The following is a 16,901-nucleotide window of genomic DNA, read 5'->3' as shown; positions in this document are numbered from 1 at the left end:
GGCTTGCGTCGCGTTGTGGAACTACAGGTACGTGTAGGCGTTCCGCCAGGCGATCGTCATGTGCGCGGTGCCGGTCTCGTCCACGCCTCTCAGGACGATGTCCTGCCGGCCCACGGGCAGCCGCATCTGGGGCATGAGCGGCGCACTTCGGTACAGGGAACCGGCAACGGAGGCGTTGCCGTTGCGCAGCACGGTCCGGGCCCATGGACGGGGGTCGATCACCACGCGTTCTCCCGCTGCGAGCGCGAGGTCGAGCCCGAGTCTCCACCGTCCCAGGACATCGACCACGGGCTGGCTGATGGGGCCGGTGACCGTGATCACCGGCCACGTAGGGCGGTTTCCCTCGATGACGACCTCGCCGGGGGCGCGGCTGACTGACTGGCCGGTCATCGTCAGCGGAGTCGTGAGCGGACCCACCAGACCCCGGTGCGGCGGCGGGTTCAGGTCGATGCGGATCGACTGCTCGACGTCGTCGTACGCGATCCCGTCGACCGCCGCGAACGTGGCAACAACGGGGGTGTAGCCCTGGCGCGTCAGCCTGGAAGACGCGGGGGCGAACTTGCGCGGCCGCCCGTAGAAACGGCGGGCCCGTCCGCCTTGCATGGTCGACAGCACGGCCGGGGTTCCAAAGCGGGACCGTACGGCTTCGGCGTCCCAGGCCTGGGCGAGGGCGGAGACGCGATCGAGGACAGCGCCGTGGCGGCCGTGCCGGGTTGCGGCCTGGTCCACGGCGTCCACGCCGACCTCGAACGTCAGGGTGGCGCCGGGCCGGTAGTCGAGACCGAAGCGAATGCCGTCCTGGCGAGGCATGGGCACGTCCCCGGCGTCGATGTCGCCGTACGCGATGTCGACCTCGTCCAGCAGGTAGTACCCCGTACGGAACGAGCCGAACGTGAGCGTCGCGCCCGGCATGATCCCGTCTCCGCCGTACGACAAGGTCCACTCGCCCTCAGCCGGAGGCATACGCACCTCCTCGCCTGATCCGGCGCAGTTCGAAGAGCGCGTCGTTCAGCGCCTCTGCCGGACCGGTGGTCCCGTTCGTCATGGTCAGGTTCAGGTCTCCTCCGACGAGCGCAGGTGCCGGGCCAGCAGAAGGCGCAGCACGCGCGGCGGGAGCGGGCCGGGCAGACTGGTGGAGCCGCACCGCGCCGTCCGCGAACTGCTGGGTGTTCCGGCCGGGGTAGACCACCGTCCCGCCGAAGTAGCTGGCCACCGTGCCCAAGATCTCCTCCGAGCGCTTCCGCTTCGACGGGGCCAAGGGGATGTACGCCTCGCCGGGGTAGGTCTCCGGCTCCGCCCACAGCCGCATCTCGCCCGCGCGGGCGATCTGGGCGACATGCCTTTCGCTGCCGTTCGCGAACGCCTTGATGCGGCTACCGAGCAGGCGGATGCCGCCGTCGGCGTACTTCACGATCCCGCCGTCCGCGTGCTCGGAGACGTACGGCTTGCCCAACGTCGAGTACTTCACGGTGACGTTCACCGTCTTACCGGTGAGGCTGTTGATCTTCCGCTGGATGGTCTCGACGTTCGTCACCGCCGACCCGGTCGGCGCGCTGATCTCGACCTTTTTGCCCTTGAGTTCCTTGACCTTGAACCCCAGGTCCTTGATCATCTGCTGCGCCGTGGCGGTCGGCGCCTCCATCACCAGCTTCTTGCCGGGAGGCAGTTCCGCGACCTTGTTCCGGATCGAGGTGAGATCGCCCGTCGCCTTCGTGATGATGGCGCTCACCGTGACGTTCTTCCGGTTCGGAGCGTTCGCGATGTCCGTGGCCAGCGCCCCGATATCAGCACGGGCGCCCTTCGTCGGGGCGGTGATCCGCACGCTCTTCCCGCCAGGCATGCTCTGCACGGAGAACCCGAGAAGTTCGAGCTGCTTGCGGGCCTCCGCCGTCGGCGCGTTGACCGTGATCGACTTGCCGGCGCCGAGGCTTTCGAGCTTCGAGCGCAGCCCGAGGATCTGCGCGGTGGACTCGGGGATGCCGTTGGTGGTCATCAGGGTGGTGATGGTCTCGGGTACCAGACCCATCTGGTCCGCGAGAGCCTTCGCCTGAGCCTCGGGGATGTTCATGTCCATGGCGAGCTGGATGGCCTTGGCGCGGGCCCGCTCCATCGCCGCCTGGCTCTTGTCCATCGCCTCGGACATGGGCATCATGCCCTGCTCGGACGCCTCCTGAGCGCGGGTCGCGACCCCGAGCATCGAGTCGCGTAGTTCGGTGAGCTGGGAGTTGAGGGTCTGACCGTTGCGCGTGCTGGTGTTCACCAGGCCGTCGTTGTCGACGAGGGCCGCGCCCCATCCTTCGGCGCGGTCGATGTTGCCCTTCATCGTCTCGTCGATCTGGAGCATCACCGAGTTGAGCTGCGCGGAGGCGTCGTGGAAGCTCTGCGCGTTGCCGTTGAGGGCATCGAGCGCGCGGCGCAGGCTGGCGGTGCGCTCGTCGGCGCTCTTCGTCTTGTCGCTGTAGCCCTGGACGGCGGACTGGAGCCTGTCGTAGGCGGAGGAGCCGGTGCTTGCCGTCCCGTTGACGGCTTCGTTCAGCTCCTTGGCCTTGGCCTTCGACTTGTCCAGTTCGCCGCTCATGCCCTTCAGGGCGTCCGCCGCGGCCTGGTACTTCTCGCCCTGGGGGGTCATCTTCAGGACGTCGGCCTTGGGGCCCATCGACACGTAGTGCTCGGTCTCCTTGGCCAGGCCGCGCAGCTTCGTCTCCAGGCCCTCGATCGAGCCGCCCTGGTCGAGATAGGCATCCGTGACCTGCTTGAGGGTGACGTCAGCCGCTCGAAGGGTGTCGACGAGCTTGCCCTTGCCGTCGGACAGCTTCACGTCCTGGAGGTATTGCGCCGCCTGCGCGCGGACGTTCGCGTCGATCTGGCCGTTGGAGTCCGCGAGGGCCTGGGCCAGGGAGCTGATCCGCTCCTCGTGCGCGGCTGCCGCCCGGGCAGCGGCCTCCTGCTTCGCCGCTAGCAGTCCAAGCCCGATCGTCACACCGGCTATCGCGATGCCCAGGGGGCCGCCGAGCGCGGAGGTCATGCCGCCGATAGCGGTGGAGGCAACCCGGTTCGCGGACCCGATGCCTCGCAGCGTACCGGTCAGGCGACCACCGTCGGCGGAAGCGGTGCGGTACGCGGCTCCCATCCGCTGCCACAAGGTCACCGACGGTCCGACCGCCCCAGGCGTCCCGCGCATGACTGTGCCCAGCGAAGTAGCGGACTGCGCCGCAGCCATGACGGATGTGCCGAAGCCTCTCAGCATGCTCGTGACGCCGGAGATGACCTTGAGCGCGAGCACCGTGCCGAGGAGGACAGCGAGCCCCGTGTTCAGCAGGGGAAAGGCGTCGGTGAGCGCATTGAAGGCGTGGAGCAGGCCGTTGAAGGCCATGAGGAGAACGCCGAGGCCAGTCCCGGCGGCCGACAAGTTCCCGATCGCGGTGGCCAGGTTCGAGACCAGGCTGATCACTGCGGGCCCGATCGACTGGCCGAGCGAGTTGAAGAAGGTGCCCAGGGCCGGCATCAGCTCGACACGGATCTGCCGAATGAGGTCCGTGACGCCGTTGTCCTTCGCGGCGCGCCCCAGGCCCCTCACGAAGTCGCCGACCAGGCGGTTGAGTTCGTGGAACGTCGGGGCGGCGTCGCTGAAGAACTGCTTCATCGACAGCTGGCCCTTGGTCGAGTTGGCCCACCTCCTGAAGCGCAGGGTGGTGCCCTCGAAGCCGTCGAGGAGAGCGTTGCCGGTGTCCTGCGCGACCCGGCCGACGCCGCCCAGGCCCTTGACCAGGTTCCAGGTCGAGCGGCCGAGCTGGGCCGACTTCTCCCGCGCGTTGTCGAAGAAGCGTGCCAGCGCCCCTGTCTCGCGACCGGCCTGGACGGACGCTCGCGCGTGCGCGGTCAGCGATTTGATGCCGCTGCCTACCCACTCGGTGAGCGGGCCCGCGGTGACGAGGAGGTCGACGCCGGCTCGGCCGAGGTTCGCGAGGCTGTCGGCCATGTGACCGACCACGGTGCTGTTGCTGGAGGCGATCTGCTTGAAGTCGGCGCGGAACGGGCCCGACTGCATGAACTCGGCACCGCGCTTGGCGAGGTTGCCCAACTGCCCTGCGCTGTCGCCGAGCGCGGACCTCAGCAGCGGGAGCACCGAGTTCGACAGGGGCTTGATCTCGTCCGAGACCTGGGAGAAGAAGCGTTCCTGCACTGACTGGCGCATTTCACGCCAAGCACCGCTCAGGGACCCGACGGCTGCGACCGACTTGCGGGCGGAGCCCGAGAGGCCGTCGAGGGCCTGCTCCAGGGCCTTCTGTTGTGCCTCGGTGACCTTGCCGTCAGCCGCTGCCTGCTGCTGGGCCTTGAAGGTCTGCTTCAGAGCCTCCCCGAAGCCCTTGAAGGCCACCACCGTGCCGATAGCGGCCGTGCCCGTCGCGCTGATGAGGCCGGGGAGCGCCCCAAGGACACCGACGGTCGGCGCGGCGGCCGAGACCAGCGCGGTCAGTCCCGCCGCGTACTGGCCCAGCGCGGCCACTGCGGGCTGAGCGACCGATAGGAGGGAACCGAAGAGCAGCGTTCGCAGCGAACCCCGGCCACGCGGCATCCGCATCTGGACCGGTACATCGACGGGGGTGCGGTCGGCCTCTCCCTGCGCACCCTGGATCAGCGCGCGGATTCGGTCCAGCAGACCGCCGCGTCGCCCGCCGTCCGTTTCGTCGTCGGCGGTGACCGGCACGCGGACGTCGGTGTCGCCGACCTGCTGGACGACGGTGTCCAGCTCCGCGCGAAGCCGCCGGTCGTCGATCTTGACCTTGACCTTCGCGGAGAGCCCCTTCGACGCCTCCTTGACGGCGTCGTCGAGCTTCCTGCGAAGGTGCTTGGCGTCGACCTTGACCTTGACCTTGACGGCCAAGCCTTCGGCGGCGGCTTCGACCTTCCTACGCAGCGTGCGGGCGAAGCCGTTGAGGTCGGCGACGACCGGCACGTCCAGGCGGCCAGCCTGAAGACCCTCAGGCACTGCGGACCATACCTCTCTGCATCGCCGCCGCGAGCATGGCCTTGTGCCCCCTGCCCGGGGAGGACTGCTGCGGCGGGCTGCCGGCCCGCTTCGAGGCGGTGTCGGCAGGGTTGTACGGGCGAGGGATGGACGTCGGCTCTGCTCGTCGCCGGTCGGCCGCCAGGATGCTGACCTCTTCGATCAGCTGCGCGAGGAGTTCGGTCTCCTTGGTCCAGCCGTCGATCGGGCCGGATCGGGTACGGGAGTCCTCGGGGAGGCCGTCGACCAGGACGGTTAGGCGCCTCAGTCCGAGGAAGCCGGGTTCTCCCGGCTCGCGCCAGACTCCGCGGGCGTCGATGCCGTAGAAGCGGGCGAGGTCGGACTCGACGTCTCCCCATCGGTCTCGGAGGAGCCGACCAGTCCGAAGGACTTTCCCAGGTCCAGGCCGTACACCTTGACGAGGGCGACGGTGACGCGGACGTACGTGGCGACCGACGGGTTCAGATCCTCGAACCGCGCGTACTGCTCCGCGCCCAGCAGGGTTCGGTGCACCTGGTAGATCGCGTCGACGAACTGGCGCGGCAGCCGCGAGCGCTTGAACAGGAGGTCGATGATGGTGGCGGCGGTCGGGTTCTCGCTCGCGTCGAAGATGTCGCGCAGCAGCCCGACGAGGTCGAGCTCGTCGGCGAGGAGCGGGTCGAGGGCCTTCGCCGGGAGTTCGGCCGGGTACAGGAACTGCTCGCCGCCGAACACGACCGGTATGCCGTGCGGGTGCTTGGCCTCGCGGCGCGCGGCGGCGTCGAGGTCGATGACGAAGGACATGGTGCGGGCCTCTCGTGTGCGTGCTGAGTCGCGGGGTGCGGCAGCGCGCGGACACTGGCAGGCTTCTGGGCCTTGTGTCGCGTCCTGTCGTTGAGAGGCCTGTTGTGGATGATCAGGTGGTTCTGGTCGCAGTTCGCTTGCGTGCTTCGTAGCGGGCCGATCGGTCTCGCCTGCACTGGAGACAGCGACGCTGCTTGTTGTCTTGGCCCGAGACGACGATGTTGTCCGGGGTCAACTCGTGTCCGTTCTTGCATCGGTCCCGTGGCGGCCTCGGCTCCTTCTTATGTGCGGTGCGGGCCCGCTCGGCGGCGCAGGCCCGGCAGTGGCGACTTCCTCGGGAGTCGGTGTACGTGTTCTCAGGGGAGAACACGTGGCCTCGTTTGCACTGCTCCGGTCTGAGTCGGGCTGCTCTTGCGATGCTGGTGTTCATGGCCGGAGGCACGACCTCAAGGTGCTCGGGATTGATGCACGGGCGATGTGGGCACAGTGGCCCACCCGGGCACTCGCCTGGTACGTGACAGGTGTGGTCGACCACCATTCCATCGGGGATCGGCCCCCGGAGCACTTCGACGACCAAGCGGTGAGCGGCCATGCGCTTCTTACCGACGGTGACTGTTGTGTATCCAGCGTCGGCGTGTCCTGGCCAGTAGCAGCAGTTGGCCGTGTCTTGTCCTTCCAAGGCCCACGCGACGAGCTCCGGAAGAGGCATGCCGCGAGGTCGGTAACTGCGCTGACGTGGGACATGACTACGCGCGAGGGTGACGCTCTCACGATTCTCGCGTGCTCGGTCTGCCGCACACGCACGACAATGTTGTTCCTCTGTCGAAGGCGAGATGTAGACGTTTTCCTCCTCCATAGGGTGGCCAGCTCGACAGACCTCGTGGCGCCTTCCCGCATTCGCCCTCGAAGCGTTCGCAGCGTTCGTGGCCGCCTTGAGATGGGCGGGATTTCCGCAACGCCGGTGGGGGCAGGAGGGGCCGGGTTGAGGGCAGTCCAAGCCATGGCAGGCGTGATCGACGGTTGGTGGGCACTCACCCGTCACGAGTTCGAACACTGCACGGTGAGCCTTGACGAGGCGTCGTCTTCCACCGATACGAAGGTGGAAGGCCCCGTACCCGCCGACGACAATCCCACCCTTCCAGGGCCAGCAGGCATCGGGCCCACCTGACCGGTCGTAGTCCTGATCGAGGCGGGCCCTGAGTTCGTCTACCTGAACCGGTGAAAGGTTCACGACGATCGGCTTGGGATGCTGGCTCACATGATCATGGTACTAAGCCGCAGGTGCAAACGCCGGATCATTAGTCACAACGTACCAAGCGTCTGTGTCGTCGCCGCCCTGCACGGCCAGACGGAGGGGGAGGACCGATTCCTTCGTCTTGGCGAGGTCCTTGCTCACGCCTTCCATCTGCATCGAGCGCGGAATCATGTACCGGTAGTGCTTGCCGCCGTCGATGACCTCGATGCACGCGGCGATCTCGGTACGGCCACCGATGCGCGGCGGGGTGAACCGGTAGTGCTTCTTCGTGTCGGCGGCCGTGATCTCCGTGATCTCGCCACCGCCGTACACCGCCCGGAAGTTGTCGCCGCTCCACTGCTGGAGGTCCACCTCGATCGTCGAGGCGTCCTGCGTCTGGAAGGTGCGGGTCGGGTAGCTGCTCTGCGCGCTGCGCACCTGCTCGAAGTTGGGCTCGCTGTTGAACTTCAAGCTGTCCTCGGTCGTGAGGCCGACGGCTCGCCACCCGGCCGGCATAGCCACGGTGGCGTCGGCCGGCGCGGCAGTGCCGACAAGGGCCAGCCACACACGAGTGAGAGACGGGATGAGGATCTCGTTGTTGTTGGCGGTCTCGCCTGCCATGAGGGCTCCCTGAGAGTCCGGTGATCTGACACCGGTAACTTGGAGAGCGTTGAGGGCTAGTGTCTTGTCCTGACCGCCTGTGTCTCTGACGTCCAGAGCTAAATTCGACCCGAGCGGACCGTCAGTGGTCTACCTTCTTGCTGTAGGGAAGAAGCCCTCTTGCAGGAGGAACGTATGGCCGAAGGCAACCCCGCTGACGCTTATGAGTATGAAAGCTCAGATGTTCCCATTCTCGCTCAGATCGTCGATATGGCCTGCGATGGAGCGGAGACGATTCATGCGGTGAGTCTTCGCATCGGGAATATTGCCGCCAGTCATCACTTTCCTGTGAGTCTCGCAGCAGTGCGTGAATTGACGAACACCTTCGCCTATACAATTTCTGCGCGCCCCCTGGGTGGTCAACGTCCTGGCGCCACACTTGGCCCAGTGGAAGGGCTTTCGATTTTTCCTCGCCCGCTGAAAAGCGCAGACATTAATGTGCGTTCGCTGTGGGAGGCGCTTACTGCGACCGTCACGCACCCCGTGGCCAAGGCGCGATGTGCGGATATCGCGTTTACGCTTAAGCTGATCAGGCCGGATCGGGCCGCTGAAAAGGCTGTGAACGCTTATCTAGAGATGGTGGGAGGGGGCCTCCTGCTGACGGAGCAGTGTGACGGATTGCTGAGGGCTCTGGAGCTTGTTCGCTCTCTAGGTCTCCATTCGCTTACTCCTCAAGTGAACGCGGCAATGTTGGATATGACGGAAAGCGCACTGGATCGCCGTGATGATTCCTATATCGTGGCATGCCTTCTTGACGCCCTTGCTGCTGGCCGACGAGGGAAGGAGGGGTCCTCGATGGAGGAAAAGGTCTGCACCTTCATTGATCGGGCCCTATCGACATACGCCACAACGAGAGAGATCAGCGATTTTGCCATCGTTATCCGTAAACGGATGTCAGGCGACATTGCGCGTGTGCAGTATGTTAATGAACTGGAAGTGAAGGCCCATCTAGGCGACGCGAGCAAGGAGTCGGATGCACTTATCGCCAGGTTCCACCTGAATGAAGCAGCGTCAAAAGCGCGACAGTACAGTTTGGTAAATCTGGAGGGAGTGGCTGTTTCTCGCCTTCAGTCTGCCCCGCCGGTGGAGTGGAAGACCATCGGGACCGAATTCAAGGTTCCGAATGCAATATTCCAGAATTTTCTTCGCCGATTCCGCGAGGTTGATACATGGTGCGGCGCCCTTAGGTTGTGGTTCGCGACAGACTCGCCTAGCGGTGATCACCGCACCAATGAGGCGACTGCACGTAACATGCTGAAGAATTCGATGGTGAGCCAGATCGCGACGACCATCATGTTCGACTCTAACGACCTCCCGATTCGGACGCTTGACGGAGATGCGGACGCGCTTCAGCAAGAGCGGTTGCGGGCAGAGAAGTTCTCCATTCGCTTCAACGGGATCTTGCTGGCAGATGCATTGGATCTGATTGTGGGGCGATTTGGGATTCCCTCTAGCGATGACCTGGAGAAATTCCTGATCGAGTCTGGATCTCCTTCTGGTCTGGCGCGGGTCCTGGCTAAGTCCCTGATCCTTTATTGGGTTGGTGAAGTTGAAAGTTCGGTCCACCTTGCGGTTCCGAGGGTTGAGGCCGCCGTGCGCGCCCTACTGCTAGAGCTGAATCAACCTCTTTATCGAGCGGCAGTGGGTGATGGTAAGGGGGGATTCCCTGGGCTCGGTGTGCTGCTCGATCCCTTGGTGGAAGCAGGGTTTGATCAGGATTGGGAGCGGTTCCTGAGGGCGTTCCTCCTCGGGGACGGGGGCGACAACGTCCGAAACCTTACGGCGCATGGTTCGATGAATGATGTAAGCCGGGAAACAGCGGCGCTGACCCTGCGGGCATTGGCTTTGATGGCTCTGATTACTTCCAGTGAATCGATGGACCGGGATGCAGCGGCTGTAAGGGCGTTGCTATCCAGCCCGCTCCCCACTCCGAGTCGCACTGGGTGGCGGCGAATCGTGGACGCAGTGCGGGCGGCCCGAAGGGAACTGTCTCGTTGAAATCGACGCCCCGCAAGAATCTATTCTGGCGCTTCGCTTACGGATGAATGGTGACCAGCAATCCGATAAGCCACCGAGGCTGCCCGTCGACGAGCGGGGACCACAGAAGGGTGCCGGACGGGCGGACGCCGCTGATGACGGGTCTGCCGGGACTGTGCGGGGCCTCGGCCACTTCCGTGGCCGCGGTCGCGCAGGTGAGGAGGATGCGGCGCAGCTCGGCCTGGCCGGGCCAGCCGCCTGGGTCGCCGTAGACCTCCAGGGTGACCTCTGGCTCGGTGGCCCAGGTCAGGGTCCGGAGGTCTCCGCCGGGGCCGTGCGTGACGCGCAGGTGTGGCCATGGAGCCTCGGGGATGCCGGAGACGCGGCCAGGGCCTTCCAGGGCCTCGGCCACGCGCGGGTGGTGCTGGAGCCAGGCCAGCATCGCCGAGACGGGATCGGTGTCGGCCAGGTCGAGGGTCGTCATCAGCCGCGTGCCACGTAGCCCTGCCGGTGAAGGCGGCGGGCGTAGTCGGCGTCGACCCGGATTCGGGAGCCCGGCGGGTACTCGGTGCCGCCGATGTTCAGGTGGTGGGAGAGGGTGATCAGCTCCGTCGGCCGGGCCTGCGCGGGCGTGGCGGTGCCGTCGGTCTGCGCGTTCGTGGTCGGGGTCTTGGTGGTCTTGGTCGTCATGGCGCGCACCTTGGGCGGTGGAGGCCGCTAGCGTCGCGTGGTCGCCTCGGGGCTTCTACGTTCGGGTGGCGACGGCAGCGGCAGCGCGGGCCATGAAGTGCGTTCCCTCGGCCGTCAGGCCGTCGGGGTAGACGGTTCCGACCTCGGCTTCGACCACCATGGGGGCTCGGGCGGTGACGGTGACGGTGACCTTCTTCCCCGAGATGACCGGCTGGCCGGTGCTGATGTTCCGTGCGATGCCCTCGGGATCGAGCGTCACCGTGCAGCGGCAGTTCTTCAGGTTCGCGACGGCCCGGGAGGTCTGGTCGCGTGGTGCCTTCATGTACGTGGCGCGGCCCACGCCTCGGTGCTGGCGGTCCCAGTCCATCGACGGGACGGAGAACCGGAGGTTGGCCGGTACGACCTTGCCCTGCATCTTGGCGTGCGTCGGACGCACCTGACCGTCGGCCATCGTGATCCATCGCTTCGTCGCCGGCGCCAGCCGCTTCGCCTCGATCTCGACCTGGAAGGCGACGCGCTGAACGTGCGGAGCGACCATCCGCGCGAGCATCGCTTCGAGTGCCGGGTTCACGGTGAACTTCGTCATCAGGGGACCTTCGGTGGGTTCAGCGTCGCGCTCACCTGGACGTAGTCGACTGCCGGGCAGCCGGGAACCCGATGGAGACGGGCTGTCGCCACGGTCCACGTCGTACCCGTCTCGTCGCGGACGATGTCGCCGGGCTCCACCGGCCAAGCAGCAGGATCTAGACGCAGGGACCATGTGGCGTCGGGCTGCTCAGCGGCGCCCCCGGGCCACGAGCCGCGCGGCGCCGGGGCCGTATGAGGGCTAGGGGGGACGGGGACACCGTTGGCGTCCCGCCCCCAGGGGTGCGCGAGCGGGCACAGGGCCAGTGTCCGGTTGGGCAGTACGACGGCCACGGTCCTCCTTCTGTCAGAACCGAGAACGGGTGCGGCCGGAGGAGTACGGCCACGGTGCGCGAGCTGGACGGCGGACGGGCTGGAACGTCAGACGGCGAAGCCGGTGGAGACTCCCGATCACCGGGGGCGCGCCTGCCTGCCCGGTGGCCGGCGTCGACTCGTACGAGACGGACTGCCCCTCGGCGCTCACCGAGGACACCCTGCGCCCTGCCGCGCCGCTGCCGTCGGGGCGCTGCCGGATGGCTTCGGCGGCGTGCGCGACGACGTACCGCACGACGGGGTCCTCCTGGACACCGTGGAGCCCGACGAGGAGGTCCACGTCGTACGTGCCGTCCGGATTGGATCGGTAGGACTCGACCACGGCGATGTCGTCGAGATCGAGTGCCCACGTGGCCCCGTCGTCGAGGTCCCCGCTCCCGTGAGGACGGAGCCCACGGAGCGTGGTCAGCGTCGGGATGATGGGCCGGTTGAGATAGGCGGAGACATCGGCCTGCGCGTTGCGGATCTCCGTCTCGTAGGTCGTGCGCTGCGCGGGCGTCAGCGGCAGCGGGAGGCCGAGGGCGTCGGCGACGGCCTCGGGCGAGGCCACGAGTCCCTGCCCCGTCGGCAGGTCGAGCATCACGGAGGTGTCGGTCACAGACTGCGCCGCAGAGTTCGGGGCGAAGGTGACCGTGCCCCAATACCTGCCCGCCGGAACCGTCGGGAGGACGAATCGGTAGATGCCCGGCCGGAGCCGGACGGCCAGGGAGACGGAGGCGGTGGCCTCCCCGGACCGGTCCGGGGAGGCGTACAAATCGAGACGACTGACCGTGCCCCCGGCGGGGACCGGGTCGCAATGCGCCCCGGCCCACAGGGGCCTGTGGTCGTAGACCGACACCCGCGCCGCCTACGCGCTCGTGACGGTGTTGGCCGCCTGCGCTTCGAGGCGCCTGAGGATGCGGGTTGCGATGGTCTCGGACACCACGGCGCCCTTGGGCTGGAGGAGACGTACAACGGGCGTGTGGTGGGGGCCGAGGTACGTCTGCTCGACCAGCCGGATCGTGCACGAGAGAGCGGACCCGAGGGGCGTGAGAGGCACGAAGACCTTGTCGAGGTCAGCGGGCGGCTGACCCGTCGAGTCGTCGAGGATCACCTCCGCCAGGTGCTGGTCGTCGGGAATGACCTCAGTCGGGGTGACGTACGAGTTCGGCGCCGGGGGCTCCGGCGCCTCCTCGACGAGCGGCGGTTCCAGGGGGGCGGCGTCCGGGATGGCGGCCGGTTCCGGCACGGTGGCGGGCTTGGCGGTCGCGTCGCTGGTCGGGCTGGCGTCAGCCGTCTTGGGCGCGGTCTTGCGGGTGCGGGTGGTGGCCATGGGGCTCCTCAAGCGGTCGATCCGATCGCGCGCACCCTGCCTCTCCCGCCTGGCTTGTGTCGCGTGGAGCCGGGGGGCCCGATCGGGCCAATGCAGTTGCCTTAGGGCTGCATAACTGGAGGCAGCCCAGCTTCGACCTTCGGCGGTTGGCGCCGGGCCATGCTGACGCGCGTCTCAGCTGGCCCGGCGAGCTGACCAGGGAGTAGCGCGACTACAGTCCCGGCTTGTGACCGATGCTGCGCACCGCACTGCTGCGGACGACGACGCGCTTCTGGAGAGGCTGCACGCCCTCGCGTGGGGCTCGGCAAGTGTGCCCACTTCTCCTGGACTTCTCCCAGATCAGCCGTTCCCGCCTCTCACGAAGGCAGAAGTGGACGTTGCTGAACGCAGCCTCGGGTATCCCCTGCCTGGATTGCTCCGCCGCATCTACACCGAGGTCGGCGACGGAGGGTTCGGGCCGGAAGGCGGCCTCGCGTCGCTGACACCGCGCCGTGTTCCACATTGGCATCTGCCGGACTGGCATTGCGCGACGACCCTCCACACCCAGCGGGCGGGGTGGGGGGCGCCGGCGTCGTGGTTCTTCTTGACTGGCGGCGGCTGCACCATGGAGTGGTACGTCTCGCTGATAGCGGTCGACCACCCGGTGCTGCTCTGGGATGCCGACGGATGGGAACCGGACTGGGGCCAGGACCCTCATGACGGCCTGCGTTATGCCGCGCCATCTCTGCGCCAATGGCTGTGGACCTGGGCAGACGGTGGCAACGTCTGGGACGAAGCCTTGGCGCTACTCGATTAGGGGCGATCGGGCGGTGGCAGAGTAGACGCATTCTGCTGCGCCGGCCCTCCTGCCCGGCGGGTGCTCTTCGGCTTTGAGGTCGGGTTGTGGGCCCAGCGGCCGGGCTGGACCGTGCCGCGTCTGGCTCGGGTCCTCAGCACCGGCCAACGGTTCGGTTTCCTGATCGCGCGTGGACAGTCCCGGTTGCGCCGGGTCGGGAGGAGGCGTACGCGCGCCTCCCGCCTGGCCTCGGTGAAGGAGCGGGTGAGCTTGGTGGCGGTCGCTCCGAGTTGGGACGGGATGCTGCGGCGGATGATGCGGACGCACTTCAGGTAGGAGACACGGTCGGCGTCCACCGTCGGGCGGGCGAGTGCGGCTGTGTGGGCGAACTCGCGGATGGCGTGGTGGACTGCGAGGTAGGCCCACAGTTCCTGCCGGACGCCCTCCGGTGTCCGTGATCTGATCGGCCCGCCGGGACCGAGGTGGTTCTTGATCTCGTCGAAGGCCAGCTCGATCTCCCAGCGCTCCCGTAGAGAGCGACCAGCTCGGCGGCCGGGTGCTGCTCGGGGTCCAGCAGCGTCGTGCCCAGATGGGCGGCCTTGCCGCCCTTCGCGAAGGTGATGACCCGGTAGATCACGTGCCGGGGCAGCATCCCGGCCTTCCCTCGCGGCTCGGAGCCGGACCTCCTTGCCCGGCCCCCCATCGACAGGTACGAGCCGTCCGGAAGTTCTTCCTGGGCGGTGCCGAGGTGGTTGGACTGGGGCCTGACCAGCAGATCCGCGCCCGCCACGGTGATGACGTGAGCGAACTCGACCGCCCAGAAGCCGCGGTCGGCGATGACCAGGTCCCCGGGACCGGTGGAGCTGGCCAACGGGTAGGCGAGGCTGCGCTCGCCGTCGCGGTAGCCGCCGAGGCGGGCATCGAGGACTCCGTGCGTTCCGATCTCGGCGAGGACCACCGCTCTGACCTGGGGGAAGCCGAAGGGGACGCTGCCGGTGGTGGAGGGGCCGTCGAAGGTGTCGCCGTTGCTCGTCGAATCCGGGAGATCGAACTGGGTGCCGTCCAGGGCGAGGAGCCGCAGATCTCGCCACCATGCGCCTGGCGTGTCCCTGGTGGCGAGCGGGCCGACCACCTGTCGGAACACGGTCTCCGGCACGTCCTCCCCGAGCCGCGCGCGGGCCCGGCACAACGACAACCGGTTCACCCGCACGAGAGCCCGGCTGCCGGGGATGCCGCTGGTCAGCACCCGTAGCAACTCCTCGTACGACTCCCGGGCGAACAGGCACAGGGCCAGGACGAAGTACACGACCAGCCTCGCCGGCAGGAGACGGCGCCGCCGCTCGGCCCGGTCGTGCTTGGCTATCGCCGCGTCGACCAGCTCAGCGGTGAACACCTTCGTCAGGATCCCGATCCGTACCCGCTGGCCCGCGCCCCGCCCCGTCACACGTGGGGCAACGATCTCCTCAGCTCAAAGGCAACTGCATTGGCTCGATCGGGCCCCCGGTGGCTACGCCTCGTAGGTGTAGGCGTTGGCCTTGGATACGGCGCCGGCGTCGTCCGCGATGTCGACGGTGACGGCCCCGGCCGTGCCGCTCGGGGTCTTCACCGAGAGTTCCGTGGCCGAGCGAACCCGAAGTTCGGTACCGGGCTTTCCTCCGAAGGAGACGGCAGTGACGCCGTCCAGGGCATCGCCCTTGATCGTGATGACGGTGCCTCCGGCGGCCGGTCCCTTGACCGGACTGATGGTGGAGATCGCGGCGGGGGTGAACAGTCGGTCGAGCACGGAACGCCGTACGACGCATCCGGCGGGGTAGAGCAGGAACCGCTTCGAGCCCTCCGGCTGCATGTCTCCTCGTCCGTACGGCTCCGACTGGTAGATGTCCGCGGTAACGATGACGAGCGGGTCGTCGAGGAGTGCGACGGGGAGAGCGGCCTTGATGATGCGGCTGCCGTCCTTGCGATACAGGCCCATGCTGTCCTTCCTTCAGGTAGTCGGGGGAGAAGGGTGCACGGGAAGGGCGCCTTGAGTCGCGTCCCTCGCCGGCGCTCAAAGCAGACGGAGGTGGTCCCAGCCGGTGGGGCCGACGCTGAACACCAAGAGCCCGGAGGCTGATACCTCGCCCGAGCGGGCCGTGTACCAGTCGGACCCGTTGTCGAGCGTCGGGGCCTGAATCCACAGACGCCCGGACCCGAGTTGCTGAGCCCGAAAATGATGGAAATGGCCCGTGACGAGGATGGCGGCGTCGGCGACGGCCTGCCGTCCGAAGGTCTGGGAGCGCCACCAGTCGGGGGCCTTGTCGGGGCGGGGATATTGATGTCCGTGGGCGAGCCCGATCGTCGTTCCGGCGACGTCCAGGCTCACGGTCTCGCGCCACTTCTCCGGCAGGACGAACGAGACGTGACCGAAGGCGTCGACGTTGCGGGCGTAGGCGTCGGCGACCTGCGACATCACCTCGATGCCCCAGTCGTCGCTCGGCGGGCCGACGGCTTCCCGGCCGCGTCGCACCCGGCCGTGGTTGGAGCCGCAGGTAGCGGCCACTACCCGGTCGAACCGTCCGGCCAGCCGGTCCAGGCCCTCGAAGGTGATCCGCCTGTGCACGCGGATCATCTCCGTCATGGCCAGGTCGTTGGTGTACGCCTGCTGACCGGTGTTCTCGTAGTTCTCGACGCAGTCGCCAGCGTCCATCCAGTAGGCGGCCGTCGGCCCCTGACCGATGGCCTTCAAGTCACGGACATGGTCATCGAGTCGGTCGAGCCGGTCTGCAACCCGTCGGACCAGCTCGGGTGTTCCGCCGTCCCTGCCGACCTTGCCTGCCTGGGCGTCGGCGTAGACCACGACAAGGGCGCGCTCGCCGCCATCGGTGTTCGGGCGGGGCTTCCGGCGGCGGCGAAGCGCATCTCGGACGAGAGCATCGACGTCGTCTGCGGACATCCACGATGGCGATGCGGGCTCGACTACGTACCGGCATCTCCATACGGGCCGGGTGACGGCGTCGTCTCCCTGCTTGTCCCGGTGCCAGGCTGCCGGGTCGTGGCGTGCTTCGACGAGGCGCACGCGCCAGCCCTCCGGGATGGCGAGCCCGAGGTCTTCGACTCGGGCCTGCCAGTCATCCGCTCTGCTGGGAGGGTGTTCGGTCGGCGGGGCGGTGACGACCATCGTGCCGCCCGGCTCGTAGCGCACGCCTGTCTCCCACCCGCGGGGAGCGGGTGCGGCGGGGTGCAGCACCTCGCTCGGCTGAGCTTGGGCGGTCGGCACCGGCTGGAGTAGGGCGGTGAGGTCCTGCGAGAGAGTCATCGGGGGCACCTGCACCCGTTCGGCTGGCCCCGGCGTCGGTGCCGCGCCACGGTGTTCGAGGCGACAGCGGGGCCGTGCTGGCTCAGGACGGCCGCGATGGCAGTCGAGGTCACGGTGGCAGTGTCGAGTATTCGGTGCAGAGTCTCTGCGGTCTCTGGGGCGATGCTGGACAGGACCGCTCCGACGGTGCACGGCGGGCCCTTCCGAGTC

14 protein-coding genes and 2 pseudogenes are annotated in these 16,901 nt (G+C 67.6%); 2 read left to right on the top strand and 14 right to left on the bottom strand.

Features of this window, described 5'->3' with window-relative positions:
- Positions 1 to 21 precede the first annotated feature (21 nt).
- From AB0E14_RS01535 to AB0E14_RS01515, 5 genes are all read right to left on the bottom strand, one after another.
- Positions 22 to 963, bottom strand: a complete 942-nt coding sequence (locus AB0E14_RS01535; RefSeq protein WP_362410110.1) for a hypothetical protein — start codon at positions 961 to 963, stop codon at positions 22 to 24.
- Positions 950 to 4,990: a hypothetical protein gene (locus tag AB0E14_RS01530; protein WP_362410108.1), complete on the bottom strand. Its 4,041-nt coding sequence runs from the start codon at positions 4,988 to 4,990 to the stop codon at positions 950 to 952. Before AB0E14_RS01530 ends, AB0E14_RS01535 begins: the two co-directional genes overlap by 14 nt.
- 282 nt (positions 4,991 to 5,272) lie before the next feature.
- On the bottom strand, positions 5,273 to 5,791 hold the full coding sequence (locus tag AB0E14_RS01525; RefSeq protein WP_362410106.1) for a hypothetical protein: 519 nt from the start codon (positions 5,789 to 5,791) through the stop codon (positions 5,273 to 5,275).
- A 112-nt stretch (positions 5,792 to 5,903) separates the two neighbouring features.
- Positions 5,904 to 6,383: an HNH endonuclease gene (locus tag AB0E14_RS01520; protein ID WP_362410103.1), complete on the bottom strand. Its 480-nt coding sequence runs from the start codon at positions 6,381 to 6,383 to the stop codon at positions 5,904 to 5,906.
- A gap of 678 nt (positions 6,384 to 7,061) precedes the next feature.
- Positions 7,062 to 7,646 carry a hypothetical protein gene (locus AB0E14_RS01515; RefSeq protein ID WP_362410102.1) on the bottom strand — a complete coding sequence of 195 codons (585 nt, stop codon included), beginning with the start codon at positions 7,644 to 7,646 and terminating at the stop codon, positions 7,062 to 7,064.
- A gap of 174 nt (positions 7,647 to 7,820) precedes the next feature.
- On the opposite strand from AB0E14_RS01515, the gene AB0E14_RS01510 reads away from it, so the two are divergent.
- Positions 7,821 to 9,683 (top strand): hypothetical protein, encoded by a 1,863-nt coding sequence (locus AB0E14_RS01510; RefSeq protein ID WP_362410100.1) that lies wholly within the window; start codon positions 7,821 to 7,823, stop codon positions 9,681 to 9,683.
- A gap of 37 nt (positions 9,684 to 9,720) precedes the next feature.
- Here AB0E14_RS01510 and AB0E14_RS01505 read toward each other — a convergent pair whose 3' ends face one another.
- From AB0E14_RS01505 to AB0E14_RS01485, 5 genes are all read right to left on the bottom strand, one after another.
- Positions 9,721 to 10,146, bottom strand: a complete 426-nt coding sequence (locus AB0E14_RS01505; protein WP_362410098.1) for a hypothetical protein — start codon at positions 10,144 to 10,146, stop codon at positions 9,721 to 9,723.
- Positions 10,146 to 10,352, bottom strand: a complete 207-nt coding sequence (locus AB0E14_RS01500; RefSeq protein WP_362410096.1) for a hypothetical protein — start codon at positions 10,350 to 10,352, stop codon at positions 10,146 to 10,148. Before AB0E14_RS01500 ends, AB0E14_RS01505 begins: the two co-directional genes overlap by 1 nt.
- Before the next feature lie 55 nt (positions 10,353 to 10,407).
- Positions 10,408 to 10,938 carry a hypothetical protein gene (locus AB0E14_RS01495; RefSeq protein WP_362410094.1) on the bottom strand — a complete coding sequence of 177 codons (531 nt, stop codon included), beginning with the start codon at positions 10,936 to 10,938 and terminating at the stop codon, positions 10,408 to 10,410.
- A gap of 345 nt (positions 10,939 to 11,283) precedes the next feature.
- Positions 11,284 to 12,147: a hypothetical protein gene (locus tag AB0E14_RS01490; RefSeq protein ID WP_362410092.1), complete on the bottom strand. Its 864-nt coding sequence runs from the start codon at positions 12,145 to 12,147 to the stop codon at positions 11,284 to 11,286.
- A gap of 9 nt (positions 12,148 to 12,156) precedes the next feature.
- Entirely contained in the window at positions 12,157 to 12,621 is a 465-nt protein-coding gene (locus AB0E14_RS01485; RefSeq protein WP_362410090.1) for a hypothetical protein, read from the bottom strand.
- Between the two features lie 226 nt (positions 12,622 to 12,847).
- On the opposite strand from AB0E14_RS01485, the gene AB0E14_RS01480 reads away from it, so the two are divergent.
- A complete protein-coding gene (locus AB0E14_RS01480) occupies positions 12,848 to 13,417 on the top strand; it encodes a hypothetical protein (RefSeq protein WP_362410088.1) in 570 nt (189 codons plus the stop codon).
- Here AB0E14_RS01480 and AB0E14_RS01475 read toward each other — a convergent pair.
- From AB0E14_RS01475 to AB0E14_RS01460, 4 genes and pseudogenes are all read right to left on the bottom strand, one after another.
- Positions 13,414 to 13,971 (bottom strand): annotated as a pseudogene (locus tag AB0E14_RS01475) (transposase); the annotation flags it as partial. The gene AB0E14_RS01480 and the pseudogene AB0E14_RS01475 overlap by 4 nt on opposite strands.
- Positions 13,935 to 14,840: pseudogene (locus AB0E14_RS01470) on the bottom strand (IS4 family transposase); the annotation flags it as partial. The pseudogenes AB0E14_RS01470 and AB0E14_RS01475, both read right to left, overlap by 37 nt.
- A 63-nt stretch (positions 14,841 to 14,903) precedes the next feature.
- Positions 14,904 to 15,368 (bottom strand): IPT/TIG domain-containing protein, encoded by a 465-nt coding sequence (locus AB0E14_RS01465; protein ID WP_362410086.1) that lies wholly within the window; start codon positions 15,366 to 15,368, stop codon positions 14,904 to 14,906.
- Between the two features lie 75 nt (positions 15,369 to 15,443).
- Positions 15,444 to 16,577 (bottom strand): hypothetical protein, encoded by a 1,134-nt coding sequence (locus AB0E14_RS01460; RefSeq protein ID WP_362410084.1) that lies wholly within the window; start codon positions 16,575 to 16,577, stop codon positions 15,444 to 15,446.
- Between the last annotated feature and the right edge of the window lie 324 nt (positions 16,578 to 16,901).

Origin of the sequence: Streptomyces sp. NPDC047981, assembly GCF_040653315.1 — a bacterium.
In the GTDB taxonomy this organism is placed as follows: domain Bacteria; phylum Actinomycetota; class Actinomycetes; order Streptomycetales; family Streptomycetaceae; genus Streptomyces.
Note: the sequence above shows the minus strand (reverse complement) of the source record. Positions and strands in the feature narration are given on the sequence as shown.